The following is a 26,801-nucleotide window of genomic DNA, read 5'->3' as shown; positions in this document are numbered from 1 at the left end:
GCAGTACCTGTCCCGTTTCACACCAAAAGAAGATGTATCAGTAATGCCAAATAGCTATCAAGCCATAGCTACTTGATTGTCCCGCATACTAAGACGCTCCAACGCAATGCCAATCGCCCGTTCATCGAACAGGCGACTCTTGCGATCCGCCGCTCCTGCTGGCCAATTTTGTAAGCCTTCACGCACGTCTGCAATCGTTGCGGAGACGTTCTCTTTGGTCAACAGCCAGTCGACGGTAGCCAGCAGTTCCATGCCAAACGGAGATTCAAAGCCATCAATCAAGGCCGCAGTGCGCTCCAGCGCCAGCACATACGGTTTGGCTTCGCTTTTCAGATACGTGTCCAGAAATACTTTGCGCTCATCATCAAACCAGATAACGTCAAGTGGATCTGCGTCACTGATACGCTTGTCGCAATGCAGGTAACTGCCATCCAAATTATTCAGCAGATGATCCAACCGGTTAGCATAAGGGCCATATTTGTGCGCGACGAATTGCAAATCTAATGGGTTATCAGGTGCATAGCATTTGATAGAGCGCTCTAAGAACCACGCCAATTTTTGGATTTCCAGCAGGCTGCATTCCATGCCAAGCACCCAATAACGCCGCACCAGTTCGGCAATCAATGCCCGCGCGGGGGTGAGCTTTTCCACCCCGGTGCGTTTAGCGACATTTTGGTATTGATTGGTTGGTTCGAACACCGTGATCTCAACGTCCTGCAAATCCGTCAATGCCAACTCGATCTGTTCGCGAACCAGAGGCCACTCCAATCCACCGTTACCCGCACCGAGCGGCGGGATGGCAATCGACTTGACCTTATTATCAAGCACAAAACGGCGCAAATCCTGCAATCCGTCCACTATCCAACTCATTTGCGACGGTGCACGCCAATGCTGCTTGGTGGGAAAGTTGACAATCCAGCGCGGACCGTCGAGCTCACACACTTCCGTCACAAACATCCGGCCGGTGTGAACTTGTTTGGCTTTACACGCGGCTGCATAACGTTGGAAATTATCTGCGAAGCGTTCCTTGAACATCAGCGCAATGCCTTTACCCATTACCCCCACAGTGTTGACGGTATTGACCAGCGCTTCTACCTTGGCTTCTAGCAAATTGCCTTGTGTGAATGTGATCATTAGAAGTACCACCCAGTTCTCGCATAAACCGGCAGTGTAAGGCCTCGTGCCTGTACTTGTTGCCCAATGCTTTGTTTTAATATCTCAGTATAACAAACGATACCGAGCACGCCCTGAATTGGCAAGCGCTGGTATATTAACGCCTCAGCTTGATAGCGCTCCATCTTACGAGGATCATCCGCATCGCGTTTGAAATCTCGCCTCTGCAAAAGGGGCCAGTCGATCTCGGAAAGTTGAGCCAAATCGCTATAGTAATTAGTCCAGTCCGGGTAAGCATGGGCATTGGTAAACACTATGGGCAAGTCCAGCGACTGCACGTGATACAGACTCGATACAATAATCACGATTTCGTCGTTAGGACGTTGTTGTACGCCCCAGCCGGAATGGATGTTCTTCATCATCACAGAGAACGGTGTGAAGTAAAAGGGCACATAATCTGCCAATGTTCCGCCAGGCGCTATCGGCACCGAGCGGTGACGTCGTTTATCGATTAAATCGGGATTACCGATATTAATGTAATTCGGTGCCAGTAAATTTGATTTTGGACAATGCAAGCCATTGTCCAAAATCCACGGTAAGTTGTCACGGTGGGTAATACGCCAGATCAGCGCCTTGTCTGGATTGAGATTGGAATAAATCATTGTAAAAACATCGATGCTTTTATCCTAATTTCCACCTGCGCACCATTACGCTTCTTTCTTCCCTCAACATATTGCATAAGGAGTATTTGCGAGAAAGCGACGTCACAGCGGTTCAAACACCCCGGCGGTACGGTTCTTGGTGACCTTGTCCCAGGCAAAGATCTTGCCGTTCATCGCCACGTAGACGCCAGGCGGCAGGGCTTGCGCAATGCCGCAGGCAAAGCCGAAATTGAACAGGGCGTCGGAGTTGGCAATGGCGTAGGGGATCATTGCCCCCGTCACCACGATGGTCTTGTCCAGCGTCGCCGCGCCCAGCACCGCGGCCGTCTCGCGCATGGTGTCAGTGCCGTGGATGATGACGATCGCCTCTTCCTTGGCATGGGTACAAGACGCCAGCACGCGCCGGCGGTCGATATCCTGCATGTCGAGCGAATCGAGCAGCGGCAGTTCTTCCAGCGCGATGTCGGTGGTGATGCGGGAGCGCTCGATCACCTGCGGCAGATGGCTGGCGGCAAAGGTCAGCTTGCCGGCGATCTCGTCGTAGTGTTTATCGAAAGTGCCGCCGGTGGCGATGATACGTAAAGCCATGAGAATCCGTTTCCTTTTTTATAATGTGGCTGTGTCAAGACGGCTTGGGCTGGCGACGGCCGCCACGCCTGAACACTGAAAACAGTATAAATACCACGATCAGCGCTGCCGCCGCCAGTCCCACCGGCAATAATGTGAGCAGGGGCGAGGCTGGGCCCCCTTGGCGCTGCACTTTGACCTGTTCCGGCGTGATCGGCGGCGTATCGGCATGGCCGTATTGCTTGACCACGTAGTTGGCCAGCATGGCGATCTGGCCGTCATTCAGATGGCCGGCAAAACCGGGCATGAAGGTTTCTTCCTTGGCGCCGCGGCGTTGCACGCCATTCAGAATCACCATCAGCAGGTTGCCTGGATCGCGGGCGCCGACCACGCTGTTGTTGAACAGCGACGGATAGTAACCGCCGACCACGCCGCTGCCGCTGGCAGAGTGGCAACTGGCGCAGTTGCCGCTGAACAGTTCGGCGCCGCCGGAAGCATTGCTGCTGACCGACACCGCGGCAATGCCGCGGATCTCGGCGTCGTCATCGGCCGGCTGGCCCCAGGCATAGCGCGGCTTCTTGTCGGCCACATCGTTGACCGCCGGCACGCTGCGCAGATAGGTGACGATCGCTTTCAAGTCGTCATCGGTCAGGTATTGCAGGCTGTGTTCGATGGCTTCCGCCATGCCGCCGGCAGCTGAAGCTTTGCCTGGCACGACGCCGGTTTTCAGGTACTGCACCAGTTCCTCGTCCTTCCAGCCGCCGACGCCGCTGACCGCATCGGGCGAAATATTGAACGCGGTCCAGCCGCCCAGCTGGGCGCCGCCAAAGGAGCGCTTGAGGTCCAGTCCCATGGTCAGGTTACGCGGCGTGTGGCATTCCTGGCAATGCGCCAGGCCGTTGACCAGATAATTGCCGCGGTTCCATTCCGGACTCTTGGCCGTATCTGCCTTCAGTTCGCCCGGCGTGAAATTGAACAGGTTCCAGCCCGCCATCAGCCAGCGCTGGTTGAGCGGAAAGGGCAGTTTGTTTTCCGGCGTCTTTTGCTGTATCGGCGGCAGGCTGAACAGATAGGCCTTGATCGCCAGCACATCGTCGCGCGATAGCTTGGTGAAGGAGGCGTAGGGGAAAGCCGGGTAGAGCCGCTTGCCTTCATCGTCGATGCCTTCGTGCAGCGCGCGCACAAATTGCTCGTCGCTCCAGTCGCCGATGCCGGTTTCCTTGTCGGCCGTGATATTCGGACCGTAAATAGTGCCGAACGGCGTCGCCAGCGGATAGCCGCCGGCGAAGGGCTTGGCCGGATCGACCGTGTGGCAGGCGATGCAATCAGCGGCCTTGGCCAGGTATTCACCGCGCTTGATCTGATCGGCGTTGGGGGCGGCGTCAGCGGCGAATGCGCCATGCACCAGGCCGGCCGCCAGGGCCAAGCCACCGCACCAGGCGGAAATTTGCGAGCGGGCCCTCATAGCACTGTCCTCAAGGTGTCGGCGATGCGCAGCGACAGGGCGGCGATCGTCAGCGTGCAGTTGACCGTGCCGGCCACCGGCATCACCGCGCTGCTGGCGATGAACAGGTTTTCGTGATCGTGCGAGCGGCAATGGGCGTCGACCACCGAATCGCGCGGATCGCCGCCCATGATGACGGCGCCCATGATGTGGTTGTTGGGCGCGAAATCGTCGGCGAAGACGACCTCGGTGCCGCCGAACATGGCGGCGATGCTAGCGTAGGTGTCATGCGTCAGCAACGCGCTCTTCTTGACGTAGTCGTCGATCGAGTAAGTGATCTCCGGCTGCGGAATGCCGAGCGCGTCGCGCTTTTCGCTGCTGGGCCGTATGCGGTTTTCCGGATTCGGCAAGATGTCGTGGAAGCTGTTGATATTCACCGTGCGCGCCGCGCGGCGGCGGATTTCCTGGTTCAGCTTGAGACCGACCAGACCATCCTTAAGGGCGCTCTGCGCGGCATGGTTGGTCTGCGCCATATTGTTCAAGTGCAGTTTCTTGGCGGCGTATTCTGAACGGAAAGCGCCGTCGCGCATGTCCACCATGGAAGTCATTTCGATCGGTCCGCGTCCCGGCCACAAGTCTTCGTTGGCCAGGAAAGTGACGCCGGTGCCGGGATGGTCCATCAGGTTGCGGCCGACCTGGTCCGAGCTGTTGCCGACGCCGTTCTTGTGCTTGTCATCCGTCGAGATCAGCATCAACTTGGGAATCTCGATGCCGTTCGCCGCCAGCACGAAATACTTGCCGGTGACCCGGTGGCTGGCGCCGTCCGGATCCTTGTAGTGGACGGCGCTGATGCGTTCCTTGGCGTCCACCTCGATGCGGTAGACGACCGCGTCGGGCAGCACCCTGGCGCCGGCCTTTTCTGCTTTTTCGACGTGGATGATGCCACTATACATGGCAGCGATCGGGCAGATCGGCATGCAGTTGTTGTTGCCGCAGCAGTTAGGCCGTTCGTCGTAAGCGCGGCTGTTGCGCGCCACCGGTTCCGACACCACCTTGTGGCCGTTAGCGTTGACCACGGCGCTGAAGCGCTGGTCGTTCCACGACAACGGCAAATGATCCATCGGATAAGGCTGCTTGCGCGGCGAGCCGAGGTCGGTGCCGTCGTTGGGGCCGGATACGCCCAGTTCGACTTCGGCCCGGTAGTAATAGGGTTCCAGTTCGTCGTAGCTGATCGGCCAGTCGCGGCCGACGCCGTACAGCGTTTTCATGCGGAAGTCGTTGGGCAGGAAGCGCCAGGCGGCAGCGGCCCAGTGCCAGGTGGTGCCGCCGACCGCGCGGATGTATTGCGAGTTGTACTTGTGCGTGCCCTTGAGGATCAGGTAGTTGTTTTCCGGCGTGTACTCTGGATGCGGCGCATATTTGGTGGACGGGTAGGGCACCATGAAATCGTCTTTGCTGGGCGTGTTGCGATAATTTTCAACGATGCGCCAGCGTTCCAGGCGCGGCCCGGCTTCCAACACCAGCACCGAGGCGCCGGAGGAAGCCAGCTGGTGCGCCACCAAGGCGCCGGCGACGCCGGAACCGACAATCACGACATCTGCAGACAAGTTGTCAGCCATGGTCAAACCCTCGCTTTCAATACGGCCGGCTGGGTCACCCAGTAGCCGGGAGCGGCACGGCAATAAGTCGGCACGACAACCGCATCGCGCACCTGGTCGAACATCAGCGCCTGCTCGAAGGCGATCACCTTGGCGCCTCCGGTCACACCGCCGTCGCCCACCACGCCCAGGTACCAGGCGCTGATGATCCGGTGCAGCACGAGCGTCAATGCGCTATCGCTGGCGATTGCTGACGCCAGGTTATCGACATCCTCGATCTTGTGGTCCCGGCTGTATTGCCATAGCGCCGCCGCCTGCTTTTCAAATTCGATCGCCTGCGTGCTCAGTGCGCTGTAAATCCTGGCGCCGGTGCGCGGATTGAGCTTGGGAGTGGCGGTCAGCAATGCCGACAAAGCCATGAAATCTGTCTGCTGCTGATTGTTGGCGCCGGCGGGAGGGACGGCAGGAGTGAGGTTCTGGGCCGAGGCTTGCTGCAGCCAGTGGGGTATGCTGGTCAGGGCGAAACTGGCGCCGGCCAGCAGCATGAGCTTGCGCCTGCTGGCGGAGAACGCGCCCGGAGGCTCGCTGGTGGGCTGGTTGCTTGATCGCTCGTCGACTACTACTGGACGTTGCTTCATATGGCTAGTCCTTTCTGCCTTGGGGGTAGGCTGATTATACTCAGCAAAGCATTTCGGTGTTGCGCCTTTCTCCTGTCCTTGGAAAACGCAGCGCAGCGGCTACACTGGTAACATTTGATTTTTGCATGCGCGCTTTTTTACAGAGTTCCAGATCATGAAACCCATCGCTCCCGGCACCGTCATTTTCCACCGCTTCCGCGGCTACGGCGTCATCACGTCGGTCAATCTGCTGACCGGCTGGGTCTCTGCGCGTTTCGGCAGCGAAAAGCGGACCCTCGATCTGAGCCTGTCTTCGGATGAATTGCAGCATGCGGACGGCGAGCCGATCCTGTTCCGCCGGGCGCCGCCGGACCGCATGCCGCATGCGCGCCTGATGGCAATGGTGCGCGAGCTGCATGACGCCGGCTATCAACGCCTGTATCTGTACAGCTGGCCCAAACCCTCCGGCCTGCACTGGCGCTGGCATCTGTTCTGCGGCCGCCGCAGCTGGATGGAAAGGCCGCGGCGCGAAGGCTGGTACGGCTCCGGCGCCGACTATAACTTCAATCCGATCATGGGCTGGGGCGACCAGCCGGGCGCCAGCGTACCTGAGCTGGCCAGCGCGCTGGCCCAGTTCGACCCGCACGGGCTGGCGCAGGCGCTCGGGCGCGACGAGGACCACAGCAACTGGTTTGCCAAGGTATGCGATGCCTTGCTGCCCGATTACGCTTTCAGCCTGGGCTGGAGCGAAGGCCCGATGCCGGACAGCCTGCCGGTGATCCCGGTACGCCAGAACCTGCCGGAATACAGCGGCCCGCCGCTGCCGTGGCCGCCCGGCTGGCAAGGCATGTGGCGCGACACCACGCTGGCGATGCCGGCGGCAAGGCTGAACAAGCTGATCCTGCCTAACGGCGCCGACGACGACTGATTTGGGTAGGGTGGGCATCCTGCCCACCCGCAGCCTGTGCACCTCGGCCGTCACGCGTGGGCACATTGTGCCCACCCTACGGCAACAGCGCGTCAGGATTCAAGACATTCTTCGGCGTACCCTTGGCGAACTCGACCACATTCTGGAACGCCGCGCGGAAGTACAGCTCATAGCTGTCCTTTTCCACATAGCCGAGATGCGGCGAAGCCAGCACGTTCTCCATCCGCAGCAGCGGCGAATCCGGCGCCAGCGGCTCGGTTTCATACACGTCCAGCGCGGCGTAGCCTGGCCGCCCTTGCTGCAGGGCCGGCAGCAGGGCGCCTTCTGCCACCAGTTCGGCGCGGCTGGTGTTGACGAAAATCGCGCTGGTTTTCATCAGTGCCAGATCGGCAGCTTCGACGATGCCGCGGGTGGCGTCGTTCAGGCGCAGATGCAGGCTCAGCACATCGGCTTCGGCAAAAAACTGCTGTTTCGATTCCGCAGCTTGATAGCCGTCCGCCAGCGCGGCGGCGCGGCTGGCGTCACGCCCCCAGACCAGCACCCGCATGCCGAAGGCCTTGCCATAGCCGGCAATCATGCGGCCGATTTTTCCATAGCCCCAGATCGCCAGCGTGCGCCCCTTGAGCACGGTGCCCAGCACATTGTTTTGCGGCAGCGCCGAGACCGATTGCCATTGCCCTTCCTGCAGGTTGCTGACGTAGCGCGGAATGCGGCGGCTGGCGGCCATGATCAGGGCCCAGGTCAGCTCGGCTGGCGCGGTCGGATCGCCGACGCCTTCGACGATGGCGATGCCGGCCTCGGTGGCCGCCTCGACGTCGATATGGCCGCTGACCTTACCGGTTTGCGAAATCAGTTTCAGCTTCGGCAATTTCTGCAGCAAGGCCTTGGAAAAGCTGCTGCGTTCGCGGATCAGCACCAGGGCCTCGAAATCGGCCAGGCGTATCGCCAGCTGGCCCACGCCGCGGGCAGAATTGTTGAACACTTTGACTTCGTGGCCGTCCAACAGCTTGAAGCAGTCGAGATGGCGGACGCCATCTTGATAATCATCCAATACGGCAATTTTCATAGCGATTTTTCAAGCAAAAACGGTGAAAAAACAGCTGTCGCGTAATAAAGCAACAGCATCCGGAAAACGGGAAATACCTTACTACAATAGTTGGTCATTTTCACTACAAATCGGGTGTACAATCGGCCGACTTTTCCACCACAATGTACATAAAATAAACAACTTCAGTCAGCGGTGTGCCGCCTTTGGCAGCAGTAAAACCGGGTGCTGACGGTTGTTTGAGACCTGAGCATTATTTCATTTTTTGCCGCTCGCAGTGAGCGCAACAGAATTCAGTCCGCCGTCCATGTTCCACGATTCCTTGCGCGGCCCCCGGCGGGCAACAGCAGATTTCTTTATTGGTATTGGAGGTAAGTAGTCATGAATCAACCCCGTATGGGTGGCATCGCCACACTGAACGCGCCGGCCTATGTCAAACAGCAAAAGCTGATCAGCTGGGTCGCCGAAGTCGCGGCCCTGACCAAGCCGGAGCGCATCTACTGGTGCGATGGCTCGCAGGCCGAATACGACCGCCTGTGCAGCGAAATGGTAGCTGCCGGCACCATGAAAAAACTCAACCAGGAAAAGCGTCCGAACAGCTACCTGGCCTGCTCCGATCCGTCGGACGTGGCGCGGGTGGAAGACCGCACCTTCATCTGTTCCGCGCAGAAGGAAGATGCCGGCCCGACCAATAACTGGACCGATCCCGCCGAAATGCGCAACACCCTGCATGGCCTGTTCGATGGCTGCATGCAAGGCCGCACCATGTATGTCGTGCCGTTCTCGATGGGCCCGCTGGGTTCGCCGATTGCGCACATCGGCGTCGAGCTGTCCGACTCGCCTTACGTCGCCGTCAACATGCGCATCATGACGCGCATGGGCAAGGCAGTGTATGACGTGCTCGGCAGCGACGGCGACTTTGTGCCTTGCGTACACAGCGTCGGCGCACCGCTGGCCGCCGGCCAGAAAGACGTCGCATGGCCGTGCAACCCGACCAAGTACATCGTCCATTATCCGGAAACCCGTGAAATCTGGTCCTACGGTTCCGGTTACGGCGGCAACGCCCTGCTCGGCAAGAAGTGCTTCGCGCTGCGCATCGCCTCCACCATGGGCCGCGACCAGGGCTGGCTGGCGGAACACATGCTGATCCTTGGCGTTGAATCGCCCGCTGTGAATGGGAAACCTGGCAAGAAACACTATGTCGCCGCGGCTTTCCCGTCCGCCTGCGGCAAGACCAATTTCGCCATGCTGATCCCGCCGGCCGGATTCGAAGGCTGGAAAGTCACCACCATCGGCGACGACATCGCCTGGATCAAGCCGGGCGCCGACGGCCGCCTGTATGCGATCAATCCGGAAGCCGGCTATTTCGGCGTCGCCCCGGGCACCAACGACAAGACCAATTTCAACTGCATGGCGTCGATGCGTGAAAACACCATCTTCACCAACGTCGCCCTGACCGACGACGGCGATGTCTGGTGGGAAGGCATGAGCAAGGAAGCGCCGGCGCATCTGATCGACTGGCAAGGCAAGGACTGGACCCCGGCCATCGCCAAGGAAAGCGGCGCCAAGGCAGCCCATCCGAATGCCCGCTTTACCGTTGCCGCCACCCAGAATCCGGTGATTGACGCCGCCTGGGACGATCCGGCCGGCGTACCGATCTCGGCCTTCATCTTCGGCGGCCGCCGCTCTACTACCGTGCCGCTGGTGACAGAAGCCCGCAACTGGGTCGAAGGCGTCTACATGGCGGCCACCATGGGTTCGGAAACCACCGCGGCGGCAGCCGGCCAGCAAGGCATCGTGCGCCGCGATCCGTTCGCCATGCTGCCGTTCATCGGCTACAACATGAGCGATTACTTCCAGCACTGGCTGACGCTGGGCGAGAAACTGGCAGGCAAGGCCCCGCTGCCGAAGATTTTCTGCGTCAACTGGTTCCGCACCGATGCCGACGGCAAGTTCGTCTGGCCTGGCTTCGGCGACAATATGCGCGTGCTGAAATGGATGCTGGAGCGGCTGGACAGCACCAGTGCCGCCAGCGCCGGCGGCATCGAACACCTGTTCGGCGTCACCCCGCGCTATGCCGACCTGAGCTGGAAAGGACTGGACTTCAGCGAACAGCAGTTCAATACCATCACCGCGATCGACAAGGCTGCCTGGCAGGCCGAGACGGCGCTGCACACGGAACTGTTCGAGAAGCTGAAATATCATCTGCCGCAGCAACTGGCCGATGTGAAGCAGGCGCTGGAAAAACGCCTGGCTGAATAACACTGCTGTGCCGGAAAACAAAAACGCCCGCAATATGCGGGCGTTTTTTATGCTGCATTCTGACGTGGTCTCGGTCAAAAAAATCCCTGCTGTCACATAGGCAGCAGGGTCAATCCTTCCATCGCAGGAAAGAGGAGACGTCAGAAAATCTAAAAACCGTACTACCGGATGCGGCGTATTACAGGCCGTTCAGGCCCATCCAGGCCAGCACGCGGCTGACTTGTGCGCGCAGCCATTGCATGACTGCAAAAGTCGGGAAGCCGTCTTCGTCGTGATAAATGTATTGGTGCATGGCGAACTCCTTAAGGTTAATCGCGGCCAGCCAGCATGCGCAGTTCGGCAGCCAGGGTGGGTTGGCTGACGGCCTGGTCGTTAGCCAGGCGGCGCATCAATTGCTGCCCCTTGAACTTGCTGCGGGCAATCCGCTGTTCCAGCGATTTGCGCGGCTTGATCAATATCAAGGCGGCACGCAAGATCCCCATCCAGAGCGGCTTGAAAACCACCATCAAGGTCGCCAGTGCGCCCAAACCCAGCAACGACCGGAGTGCGGTTGCAGCGGCTGCAAGCAGCGCCGATGCATCGAACAGGGCCATTTCGGCTGGCAGAGCAAAAGCGAATAAAGACATACTGACTACGTTTCAATGATGTTGTTGCATTGCAGTATATTGATTGCCTGAGCATGCCGCCAATTTTGATTTTGGATATCAGTTATGAGCCTAACGAATAATAGGCAGGTTCCAGGGAAAATCCACATACCCTCCTTACCCATTCAATGTGTTTAATATGAAGGTCACGGAGAGAAAATTCGATTTTCTTGATTTTCCTCATGGCCTCGATTTTAACTATCAGACATAATTCAAACTGATAATAAGGTTATGCGGCAATGCAATATTCTGGTGCATCTTGAATTCTGTCATTGCGCTTTCATATAACAGTTATAGAATCTGTGAATATTTCTTGCGGACCAAATAATTTCCGCGGCCTGGCCAGCCAAAAAAATTAACCAAAAATAATCAACCCACTAATTCCAGACATGAGCTTTCTAACGCTTGATTTGAACCTGCTGCGCGTCTTCGACGCTGTCATGACCGAGCAAAACCTGACACGCGCCGCCAGCCGCCTGGCGATGACGCAGCCGGCGGTATCGAACGCCTTGAAGCGTTTGCGCGACACCCTCAACGACGAGTTGCTGATCCGCACCGCGCACGGCGTCAAGCCGACCCAGCATGCGGAAGAACTGTGGCCGGTCGTGCGGCGTGCCCTGACCGACCTGGAAACCGCCATCACGCCAGAAACTTTCGACGTCTCGCGCGCCCACACCACCTTCCAGATGGCGATGGCGGATGCCACCGCCGCGCTGTGGCTGCCCGCGCTGGTGCGCACCATCGAACGCAATGCACCGCAAATGAACATCCGCATGGTGCCGCTGACCACCCGCGATCCGCGCCAGATGCTGCTGCGCGGCGACGTCGACCTGGCGGTCGGCTTCTTCCCCGGCGTGGCGGCGCAGCTGGCCGGCGGCCAGACCACCAGTGCCTCGCCGATCCACCATGAGCGGCTGTACACCGGCGAATACGTGTGTGTGATGCACAAGAACCATCCGCTGGCGAACCAGGTGCTGACGCTGGATAACTACTGCGCCTCGCATCACTTGCTGGTGAGTTTTTCAGGCCGCGCGCATGGCCTGATCGATGAAACCCTGGCGGCGATGGGACGCGAGCGCCGCATCCTGCTGACCGTGAACCAGTTTTTCACGGCCGGCCGGGTGGTCGCCAGTTCCGATCTGCTGACCGTGCTGCCGCGCCACCTGATCGGCGCCACCGGCATGACCGACGTGCTGGTGGCACGCGAGCTGCCGTTCCCAACGCCGGCGGTGCATGTCGACATGCTGTGGCATGAACGCGATGCGCGCAATCCGGCGCATAAATGGCTGCGCGGCCATCTGAGCGAAACCGCGCATGAGAAATTCAATTTGATCGATCCGGAAGACGAGGACTAAGAACAAGACGGTCAAATCCGTCAATCGCGACCCGGCCCCGTCATTCCCGCGAACGCGGGAATCCATTTTCACTGCCATATTCAGCAACTTGGATTCCCGCGTTCGCGGGAATGACTGGGACGCGTAGTCGGGGTCGCCTAGACCTGGACGCGTAGTCGGGGTCGCCTAGACGGGGCCGCCAATTGCCGTCTCGCGCTGAAATTGCGAGAGTTGCCGGTACTGCTGTTCCAGCAGTTTCGGCATGGCCGCATAGATCGGCCACAAGCGGCGGTACAGCGCCACGTTCTCAGGAATCGGCACATGCCGGTGGGTAGACCCGACCATACTCCCGATGACGTCCAGCGAATCGACTTTGCCCAGCGCATACAGGCCGAGCACGGCCGCGCCCAGGCAGGAGGACTCGACGCTTTCCGGCACCACTACTTCACGCTCGAAAATGTCTGCCATCATCTGCCGCCATAGCGGCGAGCGGGCAAAGCCGCCGGTCGCCATCATGTGGGTGGTGGGTCCGATCAGGTCTTCCACCGCCGGCAAAATGCTGTACAGGCTGAAAATCACGCCCTCCAGCGCGGCGCGGATCATGTGCGGCTTGCCGTGGTGGGTCGCCAGGCCGAAATAAGAACCGCGCGCATCGGCATTCCACAAGGGCGCGCGCTCGCCTGCCAGGTAAGGATGGAACAGCAACCCTTCGGCGCCGGCGCGCACGCCCTCGGCAATCTTGGTCAAGGCATCGTAAGGATCCTGCCCGGCGTTCTTGGCGGCGGCGGACTCGGCCGTCGCCAGCTCCTCGCGTACCCAGTGGAAAATGCTGCCGCCATTGTTGGTGGGGCCGCCGACCACCCAATGCTTGGCGGTGAGGGCATAACAGAAGGTGCGGCCGGCGGGATCGGTCAGCGGCTTGTCGATGACGGTCCGCATGGCGCCGGAAGTGCCGATGGTGACCGCCACCTGGCCGGGGGCGATGGCGTTGACGCCAAGGTTGGAGAGGACACCGTCATTGGCGCCGATCACGAACGGCGTCGCCGGCGCCAGGCCCAGCTGCTGCGCCACGGCAGGCGCCAGGCCGCTCAGGTGATGGGTGGTCGGCACCAGCGTCGACAATTGTGCCGGGCTGATGCCGAGCATGCGCAGCGCGCCTTGGTCCCAGTCCAGCTGCTGCAGGTTGAACATGCCGGTGGCAGAAGCGATCGAATGATCGACCAGCCATGCGCCGAACAGGCGGAACAGCACATACTCCTTCATGCCGACGAAGCGGGCAGTACGCGCGAACAGCTCCGGCTGGTCGTGCCGCAGCCACATGATCTTGCACAGCGGCGACATCGGATGGATAGGCGTGCCGGTGCGCAGATAGATCTGGTGGCCGTCCAGCTCGTCGCGGATGCGGTTGGCCCAGGCGCCGGCGCGGTTGTCGGCCCAGGTGATGCTGTTGCTGAGCAGCTTGCCGTCCTGGTCCACTGCAATCACGCTATGCATGGCGGCGCTGAAGGACACCAGCGCGACCTGGCCAGCGATCTGGCCAAATTCGGCGCCGCCGGCGCTGACGGCCGTGCTGATCGCGGCCAGCACGGCTTGATAGATCTGCTCGGGATCCTGCTCAGCCATGCCCGGCGTCGTGCACAGCAGCGGATATTCCACCGCATGCTGCGCCACGATCTGCCCTTGGGTGGTAAACAGCACCGCCTTGGTGCTGGTGGTGCCGATATCTACGCCGAGCATGTATTCTGGCTGCTGCATGAACGTCCTCTTGATCTATGGATAGTGGCTAGACGGCAGGAACCGGCGTACGCCGGGCTCGACTGCCCAATTGTAGTACTTGTGCCGTACTTGCCGAAGGCAGCGATGATACAACATATGTTAGCGCTAACATTGTATCTTCAAGTAACTCCCAGGGAAGAGCGCCGCGCAGCTAGTATCCTTACTCCAAGGAAACCATAACAACGCGGTACCGCTTGCGTGTAACATTGGATGGGCTGGCTAAATGGACAAGATTCGCGGACAAAATCCGCTGACACGATCCGCCGCCCGACGCAGATCAAGCAGGCAGGCTACCGACAATAAACAAAAACCACTGGCGATACGCCAAGTGCACAGAGACCTTAACCTTCCCATCACCCATGAACAGCCCGGAAATCAAACAACAACGCCATAGCCGCGCCAGCGGCAGGGTCACTATCGTGGACGTCGCGCGGCTGGCGCGCGTCAGTCCGATGACAGTATCGCGGGCATTGAAAACGCCGGCCCTGGTGCAGCTGGAAGCGCGCGAACGGATCAGCGCCGCCATCAAGCAGCTTGGCTACGTGCCGAACCAGGCGGCCAGCACGCTGGCTTCGGCCAAATCGCAGGTAATCGGCGTGATCGTGCCGTCGCTCGGCAACTCGGTCTTCGTGGAAACCTTGACCGGCATCCGCGACAGCCTCAACCAGCACGGCTATAAATTCCTGATCGGCGAAAGCGGCTATTCGGCGGACAAGGAAAGCCAGCTGATCAGCACTTACCTGGCGCATGCGCCGGACGGTTTCCTGTTGAGCGGCATCGAGCAGCAGGATGCGCTGCGCGAACAGCTGGCGACGCACAACGTGCCGGCGGTACGCATGTTCGATATCGACCCGGAAGGCAGCGACGTCACGGTCGGTTTTTCGCATGAAGAAGCGGGCTACAGCATTGCCCGCCACCTGATCGAACGCGGCTACCGCCATCCCGGTTTCCTCGGCGCCCAGCTCGATCCGCGCATGATGAAGCGACGCCACGGCTATCGCCGCGCACTGGCCGAAGCCGGCCTGGCGACCGACATAGAAGTCCTGACGCCGGCGCCGTCGACAGTAGAACTCGGCACCAAGATGCTGGGGCAGATCCTGCAGCAGACTCCCGCATGCGATGCGATATTCTGCTGCAACGACGACCTGGCGCTAGGCGTGCTGTTCGAATGCCAGCGCCGCGGCCTGTCGGTCCCCGGCCAGATGGCGATCGCCGGCTTCAACGATTTGCCCTGGTCGGCCTTTGCCAATCCCGGCATCACCACCATCATCACGCCGCGCTACGAGATCGGCTTTACCGCCGCCCAGTTGCTGATCAAGATGCTGCGGCGCGAAGCAGTGGAAAAAACCAGTGTCGATCTGGGTTTCAAGCTGGCGATACGCGCCAGTACCTGAAACCGGGGGCATTGCCGGTCAATGCAAATCCGGCAAAGCCTTGGTGCGCTCAATCCGTACGGCTTGCAATTCCCTCGGATCGAGTGCCAGCAATGAAAGGATTGTCGGGGCAATCTGTGTAGTCTCGACATGATCGTCATTCGCTTGGTGTGCGATGCCAGCACCCCATACTACGATAGGCACATGCCTATCCTGATGCGCGTTGCCGCCGTGTTCGGCGATCTTGGACAACTTGCCGCCGGCCCAGACGACTCCTTGCTGCGCGATACCGACCACATCGGGAACGCGTTCATCGCCACGCCTGGTGCCGAATAAATCTTCCGCCTCTTCGCCCGCATAGATTTTTGTGACGCCGGCTTGCGTAAATGGTTTGGAGATGCTGTTGCCCAAAGCATCCGAGCCGACGCCGGTCCCCGCATAAGCAAGCAGGAAGTTCTTTGCGAAGCGCGTTGCCTTGGTCGAGCGGTCGGTGAGCCACATCAGAATGCCGTCGTCATCGATTGCATGGGCAACCAGATGGGTTTGGGCGGGATCTTTGCAGCTTGCACTATTGTTTTCCCAAGCGCAGTTCAATGCGTCAATCATGTTGCCGTCATTGATTATCGTCAGCGCCGTGCGGTTTTGCGGTGATTGGCCATGTTTCGCGGAGAGAATCACCACCGTTTTGCTGAGATCAAGCGCGCCCACCATGGTCTTGAGCTGGTCGTCCACAAAAGTCAATGCGCTCTGCAATACTGGTCCTGGCACCGCGCCATTCAAGGTGTAACCGCCCAGGCCGTTGGTCATGATGGTGCTGGGGTTTTGCGGATCGGTGTAGTAGTTTGATTTGTTGAGTTTCTGCGCGGTGGAGACAGCCTGGAAGTTCATGCCGAAAATAGCGGGTGCGCCCAGCGAGTTATTGCCGGCGTGATCGAAACCCTTGGCCCAGTTCACGACGGCCTTTACTTTGAAGGCATCGTATTTTTGGGTATTGGCGTTGTCCTTGGTCCAGTCGTCGCCGGGACCTGCAGGTGTCGACGGATCGGTGACTGAACTGTTGATTTCAGGTGCGAACAAGTCATCGATTCCCTTGCCGGATGGGCCATTGAGTATGTCATATGCTGCATGCTTGTCCGACCACGCTGTACGCAAATGATGCTGCTTCGCTACTTCAAAAATCGTATTCACTTGGAGATACTGATGCGGATACACCGGTGAACATGTTTTTGGGTCTACCGGCAATGTCTTTGGATCCAGTAAATCTTGCGCATGGCCAGTCAGCTGAGATATTTTTGTAAAGTCGCTATACAAGCCGGGAATCTGTTGGCCGCTGTCCAAACGGTTCATGTCCTTTGCGCTGACTTCCGCATAATAAACTTCCGCTCCCAGTTTCGCTCCTGCGCAGCTGGTTGTCCCCGCAGGCAGCAACCCTCGGCTGTAGGCATCATCGTAATAAATACCCGTGGTTTTTGGATTGCCGCCTGTGAGTTGGCCGACCATGCCTGGAAATGAATCTGACGGGAAAGGGGTTCTGGCGTTGGTATAGCTAACGCCTTCACGGACCATGCGCGCGAGCGTGGATTGCGGATACGCGGTAACAAACCAGTCAAGATCAGCTTGGTGCATGCCATCGACTGAAATGAGCAGAACCTGCTTGGCTGGCTGCTTTTTAGCATCCGTCTCGTCGGCATGGCTAAACGTGGTTGCACTTGCGAGGAAAGGCAGCATCAACGCCAGGGCGATTTTTTTCGGGGTTTGCATAGTTATTTTTCCTATAGTGGGATAGTGAAAAAAACTGGGATGAGGAATGTCGACGTCAAGCTTATGCCTCATATATGACTGGACAATTACGTACGGTAATATTTTGAATGCGTATTAAAAAGATGCGTGCAGCTGGCTGCAGATGTGTTTTTGGAATAAAAAAGGCCAGAGTCGAATATCCGCTTGGAAAAATTCGACTCTCGTATATTGAACCTACCGCGTCGCCATCGGATAATAAGGATGTAGAAGCGGCCGGGCAGAGTGATGCCGATTAGACTGAGTGCCATTGAGCACGTGGGTCAGATAGGCGCCTCTGCCTGTTTCATTTTATAAGTCCGAACGGTATCTTGGGCCATCGCCTGATGCGTAAGCCCGCATACGAGAAAGGTCAAAAATGGAAACGGTATGTGCAGTTGTTGGTATCGATGTGAGCAAGAAGAAGCTCGATATTGCCTTGCTGGTCGACGGCAAGACCAAGGCCAAGGTGGTGGAGAATTCCGCCGACGGATACAAATCACTCCTGGAGTGGCTAAGCAAGGCGAAAGTCGCTAAAGAAACGCTGCATGTCTGCATGGAGGCCACTGGGATTTATTATGAGCCGGTGGCATTGGCGCTGCATGACGCGGGAGTGAGCGTTAGCGTGGTCAATCCGGCCTGCATCAAAGGCTTCGGCCATAGTGAAAATATTCGCAACAAGAACGACACCGCCGATGCCGGTCTCATTGCGCGCTATTGCGCCGCCATGAAGCCGGCACCTTGGACGCCGCCACCGCTGGAGCAACGCCAGCTGCGGGCCTGGTCGCTGCGAGTACAAGCCTTAAAAGATATTCGCCAGCAGGAAGAAAATCGGCTTGAAGCCAACACCTTCACCGGCATGACCGACGTCGCCGAACATGTGAAGCAGCACATCGCCTGGCTAAGCGCCGAGATCAACAAGTTGGAGGACGACATCGATGATCACATTGATCGACATCCCGGCCTCAAGCATGACGCCGAGCTCATCACAAGCATCCCGGGCATCGGCACCACCACGGTGGCAAGAATCCTGGGTCAGTTAGGCGATATCCGCAGATTTGACAGTGCCAAGGCATTTGCCGCATTTCTCGGCGTAACCCCGAAACAACGCAGCTCCGGCACCTCCATCAAAGGTCGAACCATGATTAGCCGGGCAGGAAGCATGTCGATGCGAGCGGCGCTTTACATGCCTAGCTTGGTAGCATGTCGACACAACCCGCTACTACGTTGCTTTGCTGAACGGCTATTGGCCACCGGCATGGCGAAAAAAGCTGTGATCGGGGCCGTCATGCACAAAATGACACATCTGATTTACGGAGTGATCCGTACCGGCAAGCCCTTCGATCCAAATTATTTAACCAACGGGCTTGCTATTCAAGACGGTATCTGACCCTATTTATTATTGACGCCGCGCTCCTCTCCAAATACTGCCCCCGCCAATTGCCGTTCATGGCAAGATCGCTAACGCACCAGGCTCCAGAATTTCGACTTGCCAAAACAGATCAGCCGAGCCGTTAATAAAACCGAATTTGGATAATGATAAAAAACCAAAGAAAATCCGTACAAGAGACCAGCTATTACTTCCTCCTGATAGCGGCCGGCATGCTATCCATCTATATCTTCTTCTATCAGCAAATCCACAGCAATTTTTCCTGGGTCTTCGGCGGCGACTACGATGCCGTGATTGAAGCCGTCCTGGTGTCCCACTGGTATCACGTTTTCGAATCCAGCCAGATCTGGAACCAGCCTCTGTATTTCTATCCTTACCAGGATGTCCTCGGCTATAACGACGGCTATTTTCTCTATGGGCTGATCGGCATTCCGTACCGCTTGCTGGGCTTCGATCTGCTGGTGGCGCAGGAGCTGGTGCACATGACGGTCAAGGCGATCGGCTTCGTTTCCATGGCCATGTTCCTGGGACGCCTGCAGCAAAAGAATATCGTGATGCTGCTGGGCGCCGCCTTGTTCACGTTGTTTATCAATTCCTCGATACACGCCTATCACGGCCAGCTGTTCAGCGTCGGCTTTGTACCCTTGCTGGCGCTGCTTCTGCTGGAAACGGTGCGCAGCGTTTTTGCGCGTCAAAAGAAAGCCATGCTGCTGTATGGCGCGGCCTTTTCCGTCATGTATGGCGCCGTGCTGATCACCGGCTTCTACATGGCGTGGTTTTTCGGCTTGTTCGTCATCGCGTATGTCGCTTGCTATGCCTGTCATGACTTCCAGAAAGTAAAGGAATTTTTCAAGCTTGCCCTGTCTGCAAAATGCCAGCTGGCGTTGATCCTGCTGGTTTTCCTGCTGGCAGTCGCTCCCTTCCTGTATGTCTACTTGCCGAAGCTGAAGGAAACCGGCGGCCAGGGTTATGACAGTCAGATTTTTTACAGCCTGCATTTTGTCGACATGCTCAATTTCGGCAGGGGCAGCCTGCTGTGGGGACGCGTCTTTGAATTTTTCGACAATCGCTTCCCGGGAATGTGGCGGCCGGGCGAATTCCAGGTCGGATTCACACCAGATGTTTTCATCCTGTCGGCATTCATCATCTTTGTGCTGATCTTGAAAAAAACGCAGGCCAGTCCGCTGTGGTTCAAGGTGCTCGCCTGCGCCACCTTGCTTGCCATGCTGCTGCCGCTCTCGTTTTCCGGCCATTCGCTGTGGTTCTTCGTGCGCTCGTTGATCCCGGGCGGCCGCGGTTTGCGTGTCATTGCCAGGTTCTATATTTTCCTGGCTTTCCCCGTCTCGGTGCTGATCGCTGTTTATTTTTCCAGCCTGTGGCAATTATTTCAGAAAGCCAGGATACCGATTCTTGTGCTCTTGACGCTGACCTGCCTGGGACAGATCAATACGCAAAAGGAAGTCGGCCTGGATGTGAAAAAACATATGTCGCGGGTGGACAATGCTGCCTCGGTTCCCAAGGATTGCCAGTCTTTCTTTGTCCATAATCCGCTGCCGAAAGCCAATGACTTCATCACCAGCGTGTACGGCCAGAATGTCCAGGCGATGCTGCTGGCGGATGCTTTCGGCATTCCGGCGCTGAACGGCTTTGCGACTTTCAATCCATCGGATTGGATATTTGAGGAAAGGCCGATGTATGTTTATCGCGTCGGAAATTACGTCAAGAATCACCATCTGCAAGGCGTTTGCCAATACGATATCGGCAGGAACAAATGGCTGGCGGCGGACGCCATCGATTATCACGCCGAGATAGCCAATTATCAGAGTGGGGAAACGGCTGCATTTGCAAAGGATGGCGCAGGCGATAAATTCGTCCTGGACGGCTGGTCGGCGGCGGAAAGTTGGGGCAGGTGGTCGGATGCGCAGACCGCGACACTGATCATGCGAGCGCCGGCGGCGGACGGTCAAGCCTTGGCGCTTGAATTTACTTCTCGCGCATTTCTGACGCCTGCACATCCGGCATTGAATATTGCGGTATCGGTCAACGGCCGCAAGCTGGATACCTTTACATATCAATATCCCGTCGATGCCGGCGACAGCGTGAGAAAGCTGATGATCCCTGGCGAGCTGCGGGCGCAGGACCAAGGCTTGCTCAAGATCGCGTTTGAGATGGAAAAGCCGGCCTCACCTGCGTCACTAGGACTCAGCGCGGACAGCCGCAATCTGGGCTTGGGCCTGGTATCGTTGAAACTGCTTCCCAAAGCCGATTAACCGGCAAGTTCAGCCAGGATTTTCTTAACCGCGCCGCACCCACGTCACCTTGCCGGCAGCAATCCCCAACGTACGCCGCGCTTCGTTGTAATCCATGGTGCCGGCAAACTGTTCGCCGTCGCGCTCGCCGATACGCCAGACACAGCCGGACAGCAAGGCCGTGGCTTCCTGTTCGCTCTTGCCGACTAGCGCATTGTCGTCTTGTTTGTCGGCCGCGCAACCTGCGCCGGAGTTGGCCGCGTGAGATTCAACGTGAGATTCAGCCGGCGGCGGCGCAAGCGGTTCATTCATGGCAGTGCATCCTTGCAGCGCGGCGAAACATACCGCTGCTGATATCAGTCGGTTCATGGGTATTTTCCGTAGTGACGATTCAGGGGATTTTCCATCATGGCGCAGCGTCTGTCTATCCGCAGGCAGTCCGGACAGATCTGGCAGTCTTGTCCGACATGTCAACGTATCGGCAGCTTGGTGGTGTGCTTGACCTCTTCCATCACTGCATAGGTGTGCGTCTCGCGCACGCCCTTGAGCTGCAGCAGCGATTTGCCGAGGAATTCGCGGTAGGCGTTCATGTCCTTGACGCGCGCCTTGACCAGGTAATCGAAACCGCCGGCCACCATGTGGCATTCCAGTACTTCGGGGATGATCTGCACGCTTTGGCTGAAAGCCTCGAACACTTCCGGTGTGGTGCGGTCCAGCACCACTTCAATAAAGACCAGCAAGGCGACGTCCAGCAACTGCGGATTGAGCTGAGCGGTGTAGTGCAAGATGTAGCCGGCTTCCTGCAACTTGCGTACACGTTCCAGGCAGGCGGCGGGAGACAGGTTGACGCGGGACGACAGGTCGACATTGCTGATGCGGCCATCGTTCTGCAGTTCGGCCAGGATTTTCTTACTGATCTTGTCAAGCATGCACTATCTTCCGAAAAATTTTATTCGGTTAAATTTTCTCACCAATAACAAAATTTTGATAGCAGCCATTATTACCAGAATTAATCCATGCCGATGCCGCCTACAATCGAACAACTTAGCTTTCCTGGAAGGCTAACAGAGTCATTCGGAACAATGCTTGCCGGCAAACCGGACGCAAGGCTGAGATACAGGATTACCCGCCGCCATAGCCGCGGGAGATCTTGTCATTGCCGTAGCGTACCGGCTTGTTCGCAGCTTGTTTGAAAACATAGCAAGTTGACAAAACAAATACCCTTACAGAGACAACCGCCATGCCGCCGCTACAGCCGTCATCCCAGCCGTCCAGCACTACCCCTTCCGCCATTCCCAGCATTGCCTTCGCTGCCTTCCACGCCGAAATGATGGCCGACGCCACGCCGCTGCGCGCCGCCATCACCGCCGCCTATCGGCGCGACGAGACGCTGGCCGTGCAATGGCTGCTGTCCCAGGTGCAAACCAGCGCCAGCTCGCATGCCGCCAGCCAGACGCTGGCGCGCAAGCTGGTGCAGGCGGTGCGCGAAAAGCGCACGCGCGCCTCCGGCGTCGATGCCTTGATGCATGAATTCTCGCTGTCGTCGGAAGAGGGTGTCGCCCTGATGTGCCTGGCGGAAGCGTTGTTGCGCATTCCCGACCACCAGACCGCCGACCGCCTGATCGCCGACAAGATCAGCAAGGGCGACTGGCGCAGCCACCTGGGCGAATCGCCATCGCTGTTCGTCAATGCCGCGACCTGGGGCCTGCTGATCACCGGCAAGCTGGTCAGCACCAACAGCGAACGCGGTCTCGGCTCGGCGCTGACCAAGCTGATCGGCCGCGGCGGCGAGCCGCTGATCCGCAAGGGCGTGGATGTCGCCATGCGTATGCTGGGCAACCAGTTCGTCACCGGCCAGACCATCGCCGAAGCGCTCGGCAACAGCCGCGACAATGAAAAGCGCGGCTACCGCTACTCGTACGACATGCTGGGCGAAGCCGCGCTGACGGAAGAAGATGCCGCGGCCTATTATCGTTCGTATGAAGATGCGATCCACGCCATCGGCAAGGCGTCAGCCGGACGCGGCATCAAACAGGGCCCGGGCATTTCAGTGAAATTGTCGGCGCTGCATCCGCGCTATTCGCGCGCCCAGCGCCAGCGCACCATGCAGGAACTGCTGCCGCGCCTGAAGCAGCTGCTGGTGCTGGCCAAACAATACGACATCGGCCTGAACATCGATGCAGAAGAGGCGGATCGTCTGGAACTGTCGCTGGACTTGATGGAAGCGCTGGCTTTCGATCCCGACCTGGCCGGTTTCGACGGCATCGGCTTCGTGGTGCAGGGCTACCAAAAGCGCTGCCCTTTCGTGATCGACTACCTGGTCGACCTGGCGCACCGCAGCGGCCGCAAATTCATGGTGCGGCTGGTCAAGGGCGCTTATTGGGATTCCGAAATCAAGCGCGCCCAAGTGGACGGCTTGCCGGGCTTCCCGGTCTACACCCGCAAGGTTTACACCGACGTGTCCTACCTGACCTGCGCGCAAAAACTGCTGGCGGCAACCGACGTCATCTATCCCCAGTTTGCGACGCATAACGCCCATACCCTGGCCACCATTTATAGCTGGGCAAAAGAAAAGAACGTCACCGATTACGAATTCCAGTGCCTGCACGGCATGGGCGAAACCTTGTACGACCAGGTGGTCGGCAAAGACATGCTGGACAAGCCTTGCCGTATCTACGCACCGGTCGGCTCGCACCAGACCTTGCTGGCTTACCTGGTGCGGCGCTTGCTGGAAAACGGCGCCAACTCATCCTTCGTCAACCAGATTGTGGACGAGAATGTCTCTATCGATTCGCTGATTGCCGATCCTCTGCAAGCCGCACAGCAGCTGGGTGGCGAGCCGCATCCGCAGATTTCGCTGCCACCGGCCATGTTCGGCGCCGAACGCAAGAATTCGGCCGGCCTCGACCTCAGCAATGAAGAAGTGCTGCGCCAGATCGACAGCGCTTTCCAGGTTTTCGGTCAGCAGCAATGGCATGCCACGCCACTGCTGGGCGAGCTGCAAGCCTACAGCCAGGCCCCGCGTCCAGTGCTGAACCCGGCCGACCATCGCGATGTGGTCGGCAGCGTGATCGAAGCCAGCGTGGCCGATGTCGACAAAGCCCTGCATGCCGCCAGCGTCTACGCCATGGACTGGCAAACCCTGCCGCCGGCGGAACGCGCCGACAAGCTGGACCGCTCGGCGGCCCTGTTTGAAGAAAACCAGATGGAATTGATTGCGCTGGCGATCCGCGAAGCCGGAAAATCGCTGCCAAACGCCATCGCCGAAGTGCGCGAAGCGGTCGATTTCCTGCGCTACTACGCGGCGCAAATCCGCCATACCCAAAATGCGCTGGCGCTAGGTCCGGTGGTCTGCATCAGCCCGTGGAATTTTCCGCTGGCGATTTTTGTCGGCGAAGTCAGCGCCGCGCTGGCCGCCGGCAATGTGGTGCTGGCCAAGCCGGCCGAGCAGACGCCGCTGATCGCCGCGCGCGCCGTGCAACTCATGCATGAAGCGGGCGTGCCGCACGCGGCCCTGCAATTCCTGCCGGGCCAGGGCGACACCGTCGGCGCCACGCTGACCGCCGATCCGCGCGTCAAGGGTGTGATCTTCACCGGTTCAACCGAAGTAGCGCAGATCATCAACCGCACGCTCGCCAAGCGCTCGCTGGAAGAGTCGGTCGACCTGCCGCTGATCGCCGAAACCGGCGGCCAGAATGCCTTGATCATGGACTCCAGCGCCTTGCCGGAGCAAGTGGTGCAAGACGTGCTGAATTCCGCCTTCGACAGCGCCGGCCAGCGCTGCTCGGCCTTGCGCGTGCTGTGCCTGCAAAACGACATCGCCGACCGCACCTTGCACATGCTGAAGGGCGCGATGCAGGAATTGCGGGTCGGCAGTCCGGACCGCCTGGTGACCGATATCGGCCCGGTGATCGATGCCGACGCCCAGGGCCAGCTGCTGGCGCATATAGAAAGAATGCGCGGCACGGCCAAGAATTTCTTCCAGCTGCCGCTGCCGCCGGAACAGGCCAACGGCACTTTCGTGGCGCCGACCCTGATCGAGATCGGCTCGATGTCGGAACTGAAGCGGGAAGTGTTCGGGCCGGTCCTGCACGTCTTGCGCTATGCCCGCAATGAGCTGCCGCAGCTGATCGAAGCGATCAACGGCAGCGGCTATGGCCTGACCTTGGGGATCCATTCGCGCATCGATGAGACCATCGATTACATCGTCGGCCATGCGCACGTCGGCAATATCTACGTCAACCGCAATATCGTCGGCGCCGTGGTCGGCGTGCAACCGTTTGGCGGCGAAGGAAAATCCGGCACCGGACCGAAAGCCGGCGGCCCTTTGTACCTGAAGCGGCTGCAGCGCAATCCGCTGGTGTCGCTGGGCGCGCACACGATTCATGCGCCGAACGCCGACGCAGCGATCGATACGCCGGTCCTGCAAGCCTTGCTGGGCTGGGCCAAGACCCACGGCCATCAACGGATTGCCGCGCTGGGCGAGGAATACATGCACGCCAGCTGGCTCGGCACTTCGCTGGTGCTGCCTGGCCCGACCGGCGAACGCAACAGCCTGTCGTTTGCCCCGCGCGGCGCCATCCTGTGCAGCGCCGACAATGTCGGCGCCATGCTGAATCAGCTGGCGGCGGTCTTTGCCACCGGAAATTTCCCGGTAGTGGAAGCGGCAGCAGCAGCGATGATTCCGGAAGGCTTGCCAAAAGCAGTACGCGCTGCCATCCGAATGATCGACAAACTCGACGCCGACAGCAATACCGCCCGTTTGCAGCTGGCGCTGGTGGATGGCGCCGGCACCGGGCGCCTGCGTCCTATGCTGACGGCCTTGAGCGAGAAGTCGGGCGCGCTGGTGCCGCTGCTGGAAACCTCCGAGTACGTCTCGATCCCGCTGTGGCGCCTGCTGGCGGAGCGCGCGGTATGCGTCAACACCACTGCCGCCGGCGGCAACGCCAGCCTGATGACCTTGCAGGCTTGAATGAGGTAATGCACATTTTCCCTGTGCAATGAAAAGCTGGCTGAGCCTTGGTTCAGCCAGCTTTTTTTGTTGGATCCCCCCGTTTTAGCGTTCGCTCCTGCCGCTGCGCCGCGGCCCGACACGCTGACGCATGTCCGTCCTCTGTGCTTGCCGAATGCTGCGACGCGCCAGCCGAGCTGCAAAATATCGCCAAAGCGAAGGCCTGTTATCATTTAATTGGGGAATGCGCTGCAGCAAAAACCTGCGGCCCCATGCATGCTGGCAACTTCGTTATGCCAGCGTCCCTGAGAACGTATAAAAGATGAATTTTTCTGCTATCGATAGTTTTCTCAAATCGAAATTGAAAAATAAATCAATTATACAAATTCCCCAATCTCATTTATTGTTGCTGTTTAGACTTCTCCAACCCAGCCTTAGTAAGGAAATTCTATGTCTTTGATCAATACCCACATTAAGCCATTCTCCGCAACTGCGTTCCATAACGGCAAGTTCGTGCCGGTTACCCAGGAAACCCTGAAGGGGAAGTGGTCGGTATTCGTTTTCTACCCAGCTGACTTCACTTTCGTCTGCCCGACAGAACTGGAAGACCTGGCCAACACCTACGCTGAATTCCAGAAGCTGGGCGTGGAAATCTACGGTATCTCGACCGATACCCATTTCGCTCACAAAGCCTGGCACGACACTTCGGACGCAATCAAGAAAGTCCAATACCCGCTGATCGGCGACCCAACTACTGCGCTGTCGCGCAACTTTGAAGTGCTGATTGAAGAAGAAGGCCTGGCGCTGCGCGGCACTTTCCTGATCAATCCGCAAGGCCTGATCAAGCTGTACGAAATTCACGACAACGGCATCGGCCGCGACGCTTCCGAACTGCTGCGCAAAGTTAAAGCAGCACAATACGTGGCATCGCACCCAGGTGAAGTTTGCCCAGCCAAGTGGAAAGAAGGCGAAGCAACCCTGACACCATCGCTGGACCTGGTCGGCAAGATCTAATCCCCCGCTAGTGCTTTACGGTCCGAGCCTGGTTCAAGGGCCGGACCGGTAGTGCCCT

At 58.6% G+C, this 26,801-nt stretch carries 20 protein-coding genes; 8 read left to right on the top strand and 12 right to left on the bottom strand.

Annotated elements, in window-relative coordinates; translation table 11 throughout:
- Positions 1 to 57: 57 nt before the first annotated feature.
- The 6 genes from darG to CPter91_RS25310 form a co-directional block, all read right to left on the bottom strand.
- Entirely contained in the window at positions 58 to 1,134 is a 1,077-nt protein-coding gene (gene darG / locus CPter91_RS25335) for a type II toxin-antitoxin system antitoxin DNA ADP-ribosyl glycohydrolase DarG (protein WP_061945608.1), read from the bottom strand.
- On the bottom strand, positions 1,134 to 1,775 hold the full coding sequence (gene darT / locus CPter91_RS25330; protein WP_061945606.1) for a type II toxin-antitoxin system toxin DNA ADP-ribosyl transferase DarT: 642 nt from the start codon (positions 1,773 to 1,775) through the stop codon (positions 1,134 to 1,136). The genes darG and darT overlap by 1 nt, the downstream gene beginning before the upstream one ends.
- Positions 1,776 to 1,877: 102 nt before the next feature.
- Positions 1,878 to 2,363, bottom strand: a complete 486-nt coding sequence (locus CPter91_RS25325) for an asparaginase domain-containing protein (RefSeq protein ID WP_061945604.1) — start codon at positions 2,361 to 2,363, stop codon at positions 1,878 to 1,880.
- 34 nt (positions 2,364 to 2,397) lie between these two features.
- Complete coding sequence (locus CPter91_RS25320) at positions 2,398 to 3,807, bottom strand: c-type cytochrome (RefSeq protein WP_082793268.1); 1,410 nt, start codon at positions 3,805 to 3,807, stop codon at positions 2,398 to 2,400.
- Entirely contained in the window at positions 3,804 to 5,405 is a 1,602-nt protein-coding gene (locus CPter91_RS25315) for a GMC family oxidoreductase (RefSeq protein ID WP_061945602.1), read from the bottom strand. The genes CPter91_RS25320 and CPter91_RS25315 overlap by 4 nt, the downstream gene beginning before the upstream one ends.
- 2 nt (positions 5,406 to 5,407) lie before the next feature.
- Positions 5,408 to 6,022, bottom strand: coding sequence for a sorbitol dehydrogenase family protein (locus tag CPter91_RS25310; RefSeq protein WP_082793267.1), 615 nt, complete (start codon positions 6,020 to 6,022; stop codon positions 5,408 to 5,410).
- A gap of 154 nt (positions 6,023 to 6,176) precedes the next feature.
- Between CPter91_RS25310 and CPter91_RS25305 the strand changes: the two genes are divergently transcribed.
- Positions 6,177 to 6,929, top strand: a complete 753-nt coding sequence (locus CPter91_RS25305) for a hypothetical protein (RefSeq protein WP_061946649.1) — start codon at positions 6,177 to 6,179, stop codon at positions 6,927 to 6,929.
- A 76-nt stretch (positions 6,930 to 7,005) separates the two neighbouring features.
- Here the strand turns inward: CPter91_RS25305 and CPter91_RS25300 are convergent, their stop codons facing one another.
- Positions 7,006 to 7,995: a D-2-hydroxyacid dehydrogenase family protein gene (locus tag CPter91_RS25300; protein WP_061945599.1), complete on the bottom strand. Its 990-nt coding sequence runs from the start codon at positions 7,993 to 7,995 to the stop codon at positions 7,006 to 7,008.
- 360 nt (positions 7,996 to 8,355) lie between these two features.
- Here CPter91_RS25300 and CPter91_RS25295 point away from each other — a divergent pair, with 360 nt between their 5' ends.
- Complete coding sequence (locus tag CPter91_RS25295; protein ID WP_061945597.1) at positions 8,356 to 10,236, top strand: phosphoenolpyruvate carboxykinase (GTP); 1,881 nt, start codon at positions 8,356 to 8,358, stop codon at positions 10,234 to 10,236.
- Positions 10,237 to 10,544: 308 nt separating this feature from the next.
- On the opposite strand, the gene CPter91_RS25290 is transcribed toward CPter91_RS25295, so the two are convergent.
- Complete coding sequence (locus tag CPter91_RS25290) at positions 10,545 to 10,862, bottom strand: hypothetical protein (protein ID WP_061945595.1); 318 nt, start codon at positions 10,860 to 10,862, stop codon at positions 10,545 to 10,547.
- Positions 10,863 to 11,269: 407 nt separating this feature from the next.
- Here CPter91_RS25290 and CPter91_RS25285 point away from each other — a divergent pair, with 407 nt between their 5' ends.
- Positions 11,270 to 12,235 carry a LysR family transcriptional regulator gene (locus CPter91_RS25285; protein WP_061945593.1) on the top strand — a complete coding sequence of 322 codons (966 nt, stop codon included), beginning with the start codon at positions 11,270 to 11,272 and terminating at the stop codon, positions 12,233 to 12,235.
- A 165-nt stretch (positions 12,236 to 12,400) separates the two neighbouring features.
- Here the strand turns inward: CPter91_RS25285 and gntK are convergent, their stop codons facing one another.
- A complete protein-coding gene (gntK, locus tag CPter91_RS25280) occupies positions 12,401 to 13,969 on the bottom strand; it encodes a gluconokinase (protein ID WP_061945591.1) in 1,569 nt (522 codons plus the stop codon).
- 380 nt (positions 13,970 to 14,349) lie between these two features.
- Between gntK and gntR the strand changes: the two genes are divergently transcribed.
- Complete coding sequence (gntR, locus tag CPter91_RS25275) at positions 14,350 to 15,384, top strand: HTH-type transcriptional regulator GntR (protein WP_061945589.1); 1,035 nt, start codon at positions 14,350 to 14,352, stop codon at positions 15,382 to 15,384.
- Positions 15,385 to 15,402: 18 nt separating this feature from the next.
- Here gntR and CPter91_RS25270 read toward each other — a convergent pair whose 3' ends face one another.
- A complete protein-coding gene (locus tag CPter91_RS25270; protein ID WP_061945587.1) occupies positions 15,403 to 17,124 on the bottom strand; it encodes an alkaline phosphatase family protein in 1,722 nt (573 codons plus the stop codon).
- A gap of 394 nt (positions 17,125 to 17,518) precedes the next feature.
- On the opposite strand from CPter91_RS25270, the gene CPter91_RS25265 reads away from it, so the two are divergent.
- Both CPter91_RS25265 and CPter91_RS25260 read left to right on the top strand, forming a co-directional pair.
- On the top strand, positions 17,519 to 18,529 hold the full coding sequence (locus tag CPter91_RS25265) for an IS110 family RNA-guided transposase (protein ID WP_061943658.1): 1,011 nt from the start codon (positions 17,519 to 17,521) through the stop codon (positions 18,527 to 18,529).
- Positions 18,530 to 18,741: 212 nt separating this feature from the next.
- A complete protein-coding gene (locus tag CPter91_RS25260) occupies positions 18,742 to 20,799 on the top strand; it encodes a DUF7024 domain-containing protein (RefSeq protein ID WP_150119813.1) in 2,058 nt (685 codons plus the stop codon).
- A 24-nt stretch (positions 20,800 to 20,823) separates the two neighbouring features.
- Here the strand turns inward: CPter91_RS25260 and CPter91_RS25255 are convergent, their stop codons facing one another.
- Positions 20,824 to 21,090: a hypothetical protein gene (locus tag CPter91_RS25255; RefSeq protein WP_061946648.1), complete on the bottom strand. Its 267-nt coding sequence runs from the start codon at positions 21,088 to 21,090 to the stop codon at positions 20,824 to 20,826.
- Between the two features lie 158 nt (positions 21,091 to 21,248).
- A complete protein-coding gene (locus CPter91_RS25250; protein WP_061945582.1) occupies positions 21,249 to 21,707 on the bottom strand; it encodes an Lrp/AsnC ligand binding domain-containing protein in 459 nt (152 codons plus the stop codon).
- 311 nt (positions 21,708 to 22,018) lie between these two features.
- Here CPter91_RS25250 and putA point away from each other — a divergent pair, with 311 nt between their 5' ends.
- Both putA and ahpC read left to right on the top strand, forming a co-directional pair.
- The gene (gene putA, locus CPter91_RS25245) at positions 22,019 to 25,750 is read left to right on the top strand and encodes a trifunctional transcriptional regulator/proline dehydrogenase/L-glutamate gamma-semialdehyde dehydrogenase (protein WP_061945580.1); all 3,732 of its coding nucleotides are present in this window, start codon (positions 22,019 to 22,021) and stop codon (positions 25,748 to 25,750) included.
- A 429-nt stretch (positions 25,751 to 26,179) separates the two neighbouring features.
- Positions 26,180 to 26,743, top strand: a complete 564-nt coding sequence (gene ahpC / locus CPter91_RS25240; protein ID WP_061945578.1) for an alkyl hydroperoxide reductase subunit C — start codon at positions 26,180 to 26,182, stop codon at positions 26,741 to 26,743.
- The last annotated feature ends 58 nt before the right edge of the window (positions 26,744 to 26,801 follow it).

This window comes from Collimonas pratensis, assembly GCF_001584185.1.
In the GTDB taxonomy this organism is placed as follows: Bacteria; Pseudomonadota; Gammaproteobacteria; order Burkholderiales; family Burkholderiaceae_D; genus Collimonas; species Collimonas pratensis.
Note: the sequence above shows the minus strand (reverse complement) of the source record. Positions and strands in the feature narration are given on the sequence as shown.